Source organism: Acinetobacter sp. 742879 (genome assembly GCF_000588535.1).
In the GTDB taxonomy this organism is placed as follows: Bacteria; Pseudomonadota; Gammaproteobacteria; order Pseudomonadales; family Moraxellaceae; genus Acinetobacter; species Acinetobacter pittii.
Map to the genome: position 1 here is coordinate 136,266 of NZ_JFYC01000009.1, position 11,355 is coordinate 147,620.

The following is an 11,355-nucleotide window of genomic DNA, read 5'->3' on the forward strand; positions in this document are numbered from 1 at the left end:
TTAGCTCCCGAAATTCGTTTGAAGTTGTTGATCGAGCCACTGTTGCAATTCAGGCGCACGTAATGCACCGCTAATACGCGCGACCTCTGTCGTTTTATTCATTAAGACAAGTGTCGGAATACTTCTCACATGAAAAGCTTGGCTCAAGCGAGGAGATTCTTCGGTATTAATCTTGGCAAAGATAACGCCTGGATTCTGTTTTGCGACCTGCGCAAAATGTGGAGCCATCATTTTACAAGGTCCACACCATTCTGCCCATAAGTCTATAAGAATAGGTAGATCACTATTGGTGATGTAGTTACTAAAATTTTGCTCATTTAGCTCAATTGGTGCAAGCGGTAGTAATGGCTGATGACATTGCCCACAGCTTGGTTGCTCTGGAAGTTTTTCTTCAGGAACTCGGTTTTTAGCACCACACGATGCACATACAATAATCATTTACATCACTCCTATATGCTGATGTAAAAATTCTAATTGGGTTGTCACTGCTTTTTCAAACCATGAACCGTGATAGATATCAAAATGTTTCATATCCCATTCATGATAACTCACAAAAGGCGCAATATTTGTCGCAGCTTCACGGCTTGACTCAATAGGAATAAGCGAATCTTTTTGTGCAGCAATAAATAAAACAGGAATATTAATCTGGCGCACAACTTGGATTGGACGGTATCGCATCAGATTAAAAAAGACACGGGCTGGGACTTCTCCACTCCAATAATAGTCAGGATTTACAATCGATAAATAGCCATAATAACTATCAGCCGTAGGCATAAAGCATAAGTTATGTTGATCAACAACAGGTAATCTCTTTGGATTAAGCCCCATCTTTGATCCCATATAATCCTGACTCGATAGCTTTAATGCTTGGGGATAGCGCTGCAAAGGATAGAGCTTGGCAGTTTCAGCGCCATCTACATAAGGAATTTGTACTAAAACCGCTTGAATATTCTTTAACTCAGAAGCTAGGCTTAGTGCATATCCCCCACTTAAAGAAGTTCCCCAAAGCACAATCCTTCGGTTATCTACGAGTTTACAAGTCGAAGCATACTGAATCACTGTCTTCCAATCTTCTAATTGTGAATTGATTGAGACCATTTCTCTAGGCTTGCCAGTACTACCACCCCAATATCTGTAATCAAATAAAATAACAGCGTAACCTGCTTGAGCAAATCGCTGGGCATACTGAATAAGTTTAAATTGACGCAATCCAGCAAAACCATGCGCCATGATAATTACCGCAGTTTTATTATTTGTTTTTGGAATATAAAAGTCAGCTGCGATCATTTCCTGATCACATGGAACATATAAAGGCTCAACAGTATAAGCGTGCATATGTGCTCCGTGGCATTATAGTCGAAGTAATGAATTTACAAAAAACATCCTGATCGCCTTTTAAAAATCTAGAGCTGTTCTATGACATAAGTTTTATCTATGTAGGAACAACATTTTAGTGTCTTGTATCTCAGGTTAAGCTTAATGCTATGATACAGCATAAGAGGTTTTGTTAAATTTTGGAGTGACGAAATGTCAGATAATGTTGGTTTCGCAGGTCAAATTGGTCCAGAACACGTTGGCCAAGTTGTAGAAAAAGGATTTAAATCTATTATTAATAACCGACCAGATATGGAAGGCGGCCCAGAACAACCTACAAGCGCTCAGATTGAAGAAGCAGCACGTCAAGTAGGCTTAGACTATGTTTATCAACCTGTTGTAGCTGGACAAATTACTGAGCTAGATGTACGTACTTTTGCTAATCATTATAATGAATTGCCAAAACCTGTGCTGATGTTCTGCCGCACAGGAAACCGTTCAAACAACCTATATCAATTAGCAAAACAAATGGATTTGTTAGACGATTAAATTATTGAATGAGCCAACGAGAAGCTCTATTTTTCCTAAAAAGTAGAGCTTTTATTAATAAAAAGAAAATATACAACTGTATCAATTCAACAGATATATAAATAATTTTCAGCTAAAGTATTCAAATCACATTAAATTTCTCAGTTCTCTTATGAATAAACTTATATTTTTATTGGTCAGTTGTCTTATTCTTAATGCATGTTCATCTATGCAGGTCCGACCTACCGTAGGTGTTAGTATGGGAACACAACTCTAAAAAAGAAGCAGCTTAAATGCTGCTTCTTTTTATATTAATTACCATTTGAACAATTTGGATCTATTCCATATGGGCTTTCTATATTTGGCCCATTAAGATCAGTAAGATTAACATCTTTCGATAAATAACCTAAAGTTAAAGATGTAGATCCTTTAATTAAACTTCCCGAAACTGTAGATTTAGCAGTTAACTGAACAGTTAACCATGATGCATAAATTTTAGGATATTGAATTTTAAGATCAAAACGTCCATTTGCATCTGTCGTATATTTATTATTGGTTGCAGCGGTACCTGCACTGTTGATATACGATACAACTTGGACTGTAGAATTTTCTTTAAGCGGCTTTAATTGATTAATAACGTCCCCATTCACATTTACAGCTTGGACTGGTGATGTACAGGCTGTTCTAATAACAGGAAGATATTCATCTGGTTTACCATCAGTTGGATTAGAAGTATCAACAAACCCATATCGCCCCTTATAATACGCAAGAGCATTAACGCCCATGACTACATCTTGATTGGGTATCGGTTTACCATCCACATCAGTCACTTGTACTGAAATATTTTTATAGTAGTAGACTCCATCACTTGAATCTTCCATTGTGGTCGGATTATATGCTACGGCAATAGCGCCTACTGCTACTGGTACATCAGAATTAACCACGTCAAGTTTATAAGTATAAATTTTTGTAGATTGGCCAAAGTTTGCTTCTAAAACAAGATCATCTGTTACGAACTGAGCAGCACTATATGATGAAGTTCTTTGATTTTCACTAAAAGATAAAGTATAGGTGATCTGACCATTTGCATCAGTTTGTGTCGAATTAGGAGTAAATTTGACACCATTTAAAACCGAATTTTTAACTTTAAGTGTAATCGCTTGGTTTGCTAAAGTTGCACCATTTGCATCTACAGCTGTTAATGTGACGGTTGTCTGATCACCTCTAACATTTAGAGAGGTTTTTGTAGCATCAAACAATACAATACTCGTAGTATCAGCTTCGACAGTACTGTTGCTACCTGTTACTGTCACTGTCTGTTCTTGAGTAAGTGTACCATTATTCGTAGAGACTTTTAATTTAAAACCATTTTTCACCAACTCATTTATCGAACTCGATGTTTTTGGTGTTTTTATAATGTATATAGCATTACCTGCCGCATCAGTAGTTTGAGTAGATACGCCTTCTATAGATACGTTATTTGTTGGATCATCTAATTCCAAAGTGACATTAGCACCAGCAACACCGCCTTTATTCTTATCTAAAGCTCTAACAGTAACAGTTAAAGTATCATTCGTTGCAGCAACTGATAATTTATCTAGTTCTATCTTTAAAGCTGTAGCAGTCGCTTGCTGAGATCCGCTATTATTACTTCCAGATGATGAGTTACTATTTGATGAACCATTTTGGTAATAGCCATCACCGCCTCCCCCGCCACAACTTGCTAACATAATTGACACAGCAATAGCCGACAACTTTAAGGTAAGTTGTTTTTTATACATACTTTTCATTTCCCCAATCTTTCCTAAAGGTATAAGATTTTTTAATTATTTATATTATTAGTGTAATCATATTCACCATACTCTGTAAACATAAATTACATTGTGTTTTATTATGTAACTTATTAAGTGAAAAACTTATAGATATTGGAATTTATAATGTTCGATATTATTATCATTGGCGCAGGTACTGCTGGTATTAGCGCATACAAAGAAGCCGTTAAACATACCAACAATATTTTAATTATAAATGATGGACCATGGGATACCACTTGTGCCCGTGTAGGCTGTATGCCAAGTAAAGTTCTCATCTCTACAGCAAACCGTATGTTTGACATTCAAAATGCTCAAGAGGTTGCTTTAGATGTATCTGCAAATATTAATACTGATCAAGTGATGCAGCATGTACAAACTTTACGTAACAGATTTACACAAGCAACTTTAAAAGATGTAGATCAATGGCCGACTGAGCATAAAATTTCTGGCAAAGCATATTTTATTGATGCACAAACTGTAGAAGTTAACGGAAAACGGTATAAATCAAAAAGTTTTATTCTAGCTGTTGGTTCAACTCCTAATTATGATCAAATTTGGAAGCAAGAATTAGGAAACCGGCTTATAACAACAGACCAAATATTTGAGTTAAAAACACTTCCTAAATCTATTGCTGTAATTGGTAGTGGTGTGATCGCTCTTGAGATCGCACAAGCTATGCATTGTCTAGGTGTAGAAACAACAATCTTCGCTCGCAGTAAACGAATTGGAATCCTAACTAGTTCTAGACTTCAACAGCTTGCACAAAAAGAGCTAGGAAAAGAATTAACAATTCTATTCGAGACTTTACCGAGTGAAGTTAAATGCAGTCAGGAAAACGCTGTATTAACTTACCAATTTGATGAAACAGAGAAAACTCTCGAAGTTGAATATGTTTTAGCTGCAACCGGCCGTACAAGTTTAATTGATACTTTAAAACTAGAAAATATTGATAATTCATTCAAAGATATTAAGTTATTACCTGTAAATGCTAAAACTAAGCAGCTAGATACATATCCAATTTTTGTTGTCGGTGATGCTTACACCTCAACACCACTACAACATGAAGCAGCTCATGAAGGTAAAAAAGTTGTTTATAACTGCTTAAATTATCCGCAGGTAAACTCAGTTAAGACACTTACTCCATTAGGAATTGTCTTTAGTCATCCTGAAATGGCGATCGTAGGTCAAAGTTATAAGCAATTAAAAGATGAAGGTATAGATTTTATTACAGGCGAAGCCTCTTATGAACGACAAGGAAGAGCTATAGTTCTTGGAAAAAATAAAGGTGCTATTGAAGTTTATATAGAACGAAAAAGCCAAAAGCTTCTAGGTGCTGAGCTATTTACAGAAGCAACTGAACATATGGCCCATTTATTAAGCTGGATAATAGGTGAAGAATTAACGCTAAATGATATTCTAGAGAAACCCTTTTATCACCCGACTTTAGAAGAAGGTCTTCGAACTGCTCTAAAGCATGCGCGTAGACAACTGAAATAATCGATTTTAGAAGAGCTCTTTATTAATAAAAATTGGCTCTTCTCTACTTCACATTGCTTTAATTAATTCATTTGATGGGAAATAACCGCAACTAATGAAGCATTCTTTTCAGATGAACTAGTATATATCCATGTTTCTAAAGCCTTCCCATTTTTAGAAATAATATAATTTGTTGTGGTCAAATTCTTATCTTTATATACTTCTTTTTTATAAGTTAGGCCCGTAGATTCTGGAGGTAGCCAGCTTTCTAAATTCTTCTGAATTTCAGTTGAATTTCCTTTATTTATAAATAATGAACATACGCCATTATCGAGTTGAGTAATAACAAATTTTCCTTCAGAGGAACTTATCATCCATGCATGACCATTATAATCTTTTAAAAAATGTGCAGCATATTCATTAGGCATTTGGATAAATCCCATATTTTTTGCTTGTTTATTTATTAATTCAGGATTTCCTCTAGAACTTACACAAATATTTAAATAAGCTTTTGTACTATACAAACTTTTCACAGTTTCATTAGCATATATACAACTACAACTCAGTGTTGTAGCCAATATAAAGGAAAATATTTTAAATTCTGAAAATTTCATTATTAATACTCTTGTTATCATTTTAAATAATGTGATTTATATCATAATTCATTCTAAAGTTAGTCGGGGATTTAGATTTTTTTATCGCAATAAATAAACACCCCCATTCATTAGAATGGGGGTGTTTAGAATAATGAGCTGGCGATGACTTACTCTCACATGGGTAACCCCACACTACCATCAGCGCTAAGAGGTTTCACTTCTGAGTTCGGGAAGGGATCAGGTGGTTCACTCTTGCTATGGTCGCCAGCACAACTGGTATGGATACTTGCTTCGTTTTATTCACTGTGTGATACGTTGCGTTTTCCAAATCTTTACAGATGGGCTGATTGGTCTGATTTTTCGTTGTTCATTTTAGCTAAGTGTTTAACTAAATCAAGTTGCTTTGCATGTTTATGAATCGATTGATGCTTCATATACAACTGCTTGGGTGTTGTATAGTCAAGCCTCACGAGCAATTAGTATTGGTCAGCTTCACATATCACTATGCTTCCACATCCAACCTATCAACGTCCTAGTCTCGAACGGCTCTTTAGAGGAATAAATTCCTAGGGAAATCTTATCTTGAGGTAGGCTTCCCGCTTAGATGCTTTCAGCGGTTATCCCTTCCGAACATAGCTACCCGGCGATGCGACTGGCGTCACAACCGGTACACCAGAGGTTCGTCCACTCTGGTCCTCTCGTACTAGGAGCAGATCCTCTCAAATTTCCAGCGCCCACGGTAGATAGGGACCGAACTGTCTCACGACGTTCTAAACCCAGCTCGCGTACCTCTTTAAATGGCGAACAGCCATACCCTTGGGACCTGCTTCAGCCCCAGGATGAGATGAGCCGACATCGAGGTGCCAAACACCGCCGTCGATATGAACTCTTGGGCGGTATCAGCCTGTTATCCCCAGAGTACCTTTTATCCGTTGAGCGATGGCCCTTCCATACAGAACCACCGGATCACTAAGACCTACTTTCGTACCTGCTCGACTTGTGGGTCTCGCAGTTAAGCGCGCTTTTGCCTTTATACTCTACGCGTGATTTCCGACCACGCTGAGCGCACCTTCGTACTCCTCCGTTACTCTTTAGGAGGAGACCGCCCCAGTCAAACTACCCACCAGACACGGTCCTCGTCCCGGATAACGGGACAGAGTTAGAACCTCAACATTACCAGGGTGGTATTTCAAGGACGGCTCCATTGGAACTAGCGTTCCAACTTCAAAGCCTCCCACCTATCCTACACAAGTAAGGTCAAAGTTCAGTGTCAAGCTGCAGTAAAGGTTCACGGGGTCTTTCCGTCTAGCCGCGGGTACACTGCATCTTCACAGCGATTTCGATTTCACTGAGCCTCTGCTGGAGACAGCGCCGCCATCATTATGCCATTCGTGCAGGTCGGAACTTACCCGACAAGGAATTTCGCTACCTTAGGACCGTTATAGTTACGGCCGCCGTTTACTGGGGCTTCGATCAAGAGCTTCGCTTACGCTAACCCCATCAATTAACCTTCCAGCACCGGGCAGGCATCACACCCTATACGTCCACTTTCGTGTTTGCAGAGTGCTATGTTTTTAATAAACAGTTGCAGCGGCCTGGTTTCTGCGGCTGTCGTCAGCTCAGGAAGCAAGTTCCATCACCAACAACAGCGTACCTTCTCCCGAAGTTACGGTACCATTTTGCCTAGTTCCTTCAGCAGAGTTCTCTCAAGCGCCTTGGTCTACTCGACCTGACCACCTGTGTCGGTTTCGGGTACGATTCCTGTGTAACTGAAGCTTAGAGACTTTTCCTGGAAGCATGGTATCAGCCACTTCACTGTACAAGTACAGCTTGCTATCGGATCTCAGTATAGAGTACCCCGGATTTGCCTAAGATACATACCTACATCCTTCCACCTGGACAACCAACGCCAGGCTGACTTAACCTTCTCCGTCCTCTCATCGCATTACACAGAAGTATTGGAATATTAACCAATTTCCCATCGACTACGCCTTTCGGCCTCGCCTTAGGGGTCGACTCACCCAGCCCCGATTAACGTTGGACTGGAACCCTTGGTCTTTCGGCGAACGGGTTTTTCACCCGTTTTGTCGTTACTCACGTCAGCATTCGCACTTCTGATACCTCCAGCATACTTCTCAATACACCTTCATCGGCTTACAGAACGCTCCCCTACCACTTGACTAATGTCAAATCCGCAGCTTCGGCACATAGTTTTAGCCCCGTTACATCTTCCGCGCAGGCCGACTCGACTAGTGAGCTATTACGCTTTCTTTAAAGGGTGGCTGCTTCTAAGCCAACCTCCTAGCTGTCTATGCCTTCCCACATCGTTTCCCACTTAACTATGATTTTGGGGCCTTAGCTGGCGGTCTGGATTGTTTTCCTCTTGACTACGGACGTTAGCACCCGCAGTCTGTCTCCCGGATAGTACTCATAGGTATTCGGAGTTTGCATCGGTTTGGTAAGTCGGGATGACCCCCTAGCCGAAACAGTGCTCTACCCCCTATGGTATTCGTCCGAGGCGCTACCTAAATAGCTTTCGGGGAGAACCAGCTATCACCAGGCTTGATTAGCCTTTCACCCCTATCCACAAGTCATCCCCTGGCTTTTCAACGACAGTGGGTTCGGTCCTCCAGTTAGTGTTACCCAACCTTCAACCTGCTCATGGATAGATCGCCTGGTTTCGGGTCTATACCCAGCAACTAAACGCCCTATTAAGACTCGATTTCTCTACGGCTCCCCTATACGGTTAACCTCGCTACTGAATATAAGTCGCTGACCCATTATACAAAAGGTACGCAGTCACACCACGAAGGTGCTCCCACTGCTTGTATGCATGCGGTTTCAGGATCTATTTCACTCCCCTCACAGGGGTTCTTTTCGCCTTTCCCTCACGGTACTGGTTCACTATCGGTCAGTCAGGAGTATTTAGCCTTGGAGGATGGTCCCCCCATATTCAGACAAGGTTTCACGTGCCTCGCCCTACTCGTCATCATTATGTGTGCCCTTTCGTGTACGGGAATATCACCCTCTACGTTCGCACTTCCCAGAGCGTTCCACTAAAACACACATAACTTAATGGGCTGATCCCCGTTCGCTCGCCGCTACTGAGGGAATCTCAATTGATTTCTTTTCCTAAGGGTACTGAGATGTTTCACTTCCCCTCGTTCGCCTTGCAACACTATGTATTCATGTTGCAATACCTACCTTAAAGTAGGTGGGTTCCCCCATTCAGAAATCTCCGGATCAAAGGATATTTGCCGCCTCCCCGGAGCTTTTCGCAGGCTATCACGTCTTTCATCGCCTCTGACTGCCAAGGCATCCACCACATGCACTTAATTACTTGACTATACAACCCCAAACAGTCGTCAACACCTACAAGTGAGTGTTGTCCGTGCGATTCTTCATCGCTACTATCTGTTGTCTGTGTACTTAAACACTGTACAGCTTCAATCTAAATTCATATACCAAAACGCTTGATTCAGTTAATTTGCTAGTTCTCAATTCATCTAGATTAATTGCTTAACCTAAACTCTTGAGTGAACAATTTATTTCAGACTCAATTTTGCCAATCTGTTAATGAATAAACATGCCTTCGTCAGGTCATGCTTAATACCGTGATACTTAAATCACAGAAGTTAATAAACCAAGACCGAAATCTCTATTTACTAATTTCTGTAATCCGAACTTCTCTTAAGTTCTGGTGGAGACTAGGAGAGTCGAACTCCTGACCTCCTGCGTGCAAAGCAGGCGCTCTACCAACTAAGCTAAGTCCCCAGCTTACATCATCAGTCATGTATCTTTTATCTATAACTTCAACCAGTCAAAGTCATGGTGGGTCTGACAAGACTTGAACTTGTGACCCCACGCTTATCAAGCGTGTGCTCTAACCAACTGAGCTACAGACCCTCAGATACATCTATGAAGAACAACTTGTTGTGGATTCTTACCAATCGTCAATCTTTCGTTAAGGAGGTGATCCAGCCGCAGGTTCCCCTACGGCTACCTTGTTACGACTTCACCCCAGTCATCGGCCACACCGTGGTAACCGCCCTCTTTGCAGTTAGGCTAGCTACTTCTGGTGCAACAAACTCCCATGGTGTGACGGGCGGTGTGTACAAGGCCCGGGAACGTATTCACCGCGGCATTCTGATCCGCGATTACTAGCGATTCCGACTTCATGGAGTCGAGTTGCAGACTCCAATCCGGACTACGATCGGCTTTTTGAGATTAGCATCCTATCGCTAGGTAGCAACCCTTTGTACCGACCATTGTAGCACGTGTGTAGCCCTGGCCGTAAGGGCCATGATGACTTGACGTCGTCCCCGCCTTCCTCCAGTTTGTCACTGGCAGTATCCTTAAAGTTCCCGACATTACTCGCTGGCAAATAAGGAAAAGGGTTGCGCTCGTTGCGGGACTTAACCCAACATCTCACGACACGAGCTGACGACAGCCATGCAGCACCTGTATGTAAGTTCCCGAAGGCACCAATCCATCTCTGGAAAGTTCTTACTATGTCAAGGCCAGGTAAGGTTCTTCGCGTTGCATCGAATTAAACCACATGCTCCACCGCTTGTGCGGGCCCCCGTCAATTCATTTGAGTTTTAGTCTTGCGACCGTACTCCCCAGGCGGTCTACTTATCGCGTTAGCTGCGCCACTAAAGCCTCAAAGGCCCCAACGGCTAGTAGACATCGTTTACGGCATGGACTACCAGGGTATCTAATCCTGTTTGCTCCCCATGCTTTCGCACCTCAGCGTCAGTGTTAGGCCAGATGGCTGCCTTCGCCATCGGTATTCCTCCAGATCTCTACGCATTTCACCGCTACACCTGGAATTCTACCATCCTCTCCCACACTCTAGCTAACCAGTATCGAATGCAATTCCCAAGTTAAGCTCGGGGATTTCACATTTGACTTAATTAGCCGCCTACGCGCGCTTTACGCCCAGTAAATCCGATTAACGCTTGCACCCTCTGTATTACCGCGGCTGCTGGCACAGAGTTAGCCGGTGCTTATTCTGCGAGTAACGTCCACTATCTCTAGGTATTAACTAAAGTAGCCTCCTCCTCGCTTAAAGTGCTTTACAACCATAAGGCCTTCTTCACACACGCGGCATGGCTGGATCAGGCTTGCGCCCATTGTCCAATATTCCCCACTGCTGCCTCCCGTAGGAGTCTGGGCCGTGTCTCAGTCCCAGTGTGGCGGATCATCCTCTCAGACCCGCTACAGATCGTCGCCTTGGTAGGCCTTTACCCCACCAACTAGCTAATCCGACTTAGGCTCATCTATTAGCGCAAGGTCCGAAGATCCCCTGCTTTCTCCCGTAGGACGTATGCGGTATTAGCATTCCTTTCGAAATGTTGTCCCCCACTAATAGGCAGATTCCTAAGCATTACTCACCCGTCCGCCGCTAAGATCAGTAGCAAGCTACCTCTCTCCGCTCGACTTGCATGTGTTAAGCCTGCCGCCAGCGTTCAATCTGAGCCATGATCAAACTCTTCAGTTAAAATCATTTTGCACCTTATTAAAGACAAGGTGCCAATTCTGGCTCATCAATTACTGACTTAAATTTCGCTCAAATAAACTTCGAGTAATTTAAACCAATCAATCAATGAAAATTATTTCGATTA

6 protein-coding genes, 2 tRNA genes and 3 rRNA genes are annotated in these 11,355 nt (G+C 41.8%); 2 read left to right on the forward strand and 9 right to left on the reverse strand.

Annotation, left to right across the window (positions count from 1 at the left end; genetic code table 11):
* Positions 1 to 438, reverse strand: coding sequence for a thioredoxin TrxC (gene trxC, locus J690_RS16670; RefSeq protein ID WP_005050212.1), 438 nt, complete (start codon positions 436 to 438; stop codon positions 1 to 3).
* Positions 439 to 1,335, reverse strand: a complete 897-nt coding sequence (locus tag J690_RS16675; protein WP_005804739.1) for an alpha/beta hydrolase — start codon at positions 1,333 to 1,335, stop codon at positions 439 to 441. It abuts the gene before it with no gap.
* A gap of 192 nt (positions 1,336 to 1,527) precedes the next feature.
* On the opposite strand from J690_RS16675, the gene J690_RS16680 reads away from it, so the two are divergent.
* Positions 1,528 to 1,863 (forward strand): protein tyrosine phosphatase family protein, encoded by a 336-nt coding sequence (locus J690_RS16680; protein ID WP_002116083.1) that lies wholly within the window; start codon positions 1,528 to 1,530, stop codon positions 1,861 to 1,863.
* Positions 1,864 to 2,153: 290 nt separating this feature from the next.
* Here J690_RS16680 and J690_RS16685 read toward each other — a convergent pair whose 3' ends face one another.
* Positions 2,154 to 3,632 (reverse strand): Ig-like domain-containing protein, encoded by a 1,479-nt coding sequence (locus tag J690_RS16685; RefSeq protein ID WP_032037041.1) that lies wholly within the window; start codon positions 3,630 to 3,632, stop codon positions 2,154 to 2,156.
* 147 nt (positions 3,633 to 3,779) lie between these two features.
* Between J690_RS16685 and J690_RS16690 the strand changes: the two genes are divergently transcribed.
* On the forward strand, positions 3,780 to 5,153 hold the full coding sequence (locus tag J690_RS16690; protein ID WP_014207656.1) for a dihydrolipoyl dehydrogenase: 1,374 nt from the start codon (positions 3,780 to 3,782) through the stop codon (positions 5,151 to 5,153).
* A 62-nt stretch (positions 5,154 to 5,215) separates the two neighbouring features.
* Here the strand turns inward: J690_RS16690 and J690_RS24760 are convergent, their stop codons facing one another.
* From J690_RS24760 to J690_RS16715, 6 genes are all read right to left on the reverse strand, one after another.
* Positions 5,216 to 5,746: an NMCC_0638 family (lipo)protein gene (locus tag J690_RS24760; RefSeq protein ID WP_032037043.1), complete on the reverse strand. Its 531-nt coding sequence runs from the start codon at positions 5,744 to 5,746 to the stop codon at positions 5,216 to 5,218.
* Between the two features lie 136 nt (positions 5,747 to 5,882).
* Positions 5,883 to 5,997, reverse strand: a 5S ribosomal RNA gene (rrf, locus tag J690_RS16695).
* A 186-nt stretch (positions 5,998 to 6,183) separates the two neighbouring features.
* Positions 6,184 to 9,074: ribosomal RNA gene (locus J690_RS16700) — 23S ribosomal RNA — on the reverse strand.
* Between the two features lie 352 nt (positions 9,075 to 9,426).
* Positions 9,427 to 9,502: transfer RNA gene (locus J690_RS16705), tRNA-Ala, on the reverse strand.
* A gap of 55 nt (positions 9,503 to 9,557) precedes the next feature.
* Positions 9,558 to 9,634, reverse strand: a tRNA-Ile gene (locus J690_RS16710).
* Positions 9,635 to 9,693: 59 nt separating this feature from the next.
* Positions 9,694 to 11,231: ribosomal RNA gene (locus J690_RS16715) — 16S ribosomal RNA — on the reverse strand.
* The 16S, 23S and 5S rRNA genes sit together here with 2 tRNA genes alongside, the layout of an rRNA operon.
* Positions 11,232 to 11,355 lie beyond the last annotated feature (124 nt).

Coding starts and splice junctions, on each gene's coding strand:
- J690_RS16675 (WP_005804739.1), bottom strand. CDS start 1,335: ATGCACGCTTATACTGTTGAGCCTTTATATGTTCCATGTGATCAGGAA.
- trxC (WP_005050212.1), bottom strand. CDS start 438: ATGATTATTGTATGTGCATCGTGTGGTGCTAAAAACCGAGTTCCTGAA.
- J690_RS16690 (WP_014207656.1), top strand. CDS start 3,780: ATGTTCGATATTATTATCATTGGCGCAGGTACTGCTGGTATTAGCGCA.
- J690_RS24760 (WP_032037043.1), bottom strand. CDS start 5,746: ATGAAATTTTCAGAATTTAAAATATTTTCCTTTATATTGGCTACAACA.
- J690_RS16685 (WP_032037041.1), bottom strand. CDS start 3,632: ATGAAAAGTATGTATAAAAAACAACTTACCTTAAAGTTGTCGGCTATT.
- J690_RS16680 (WP_002116083.1), top strand. CDS start 1,528: ATGTCAGATAATGTTGGTTTCGCAGGTCAAATTGGTCCAGAACACGTT.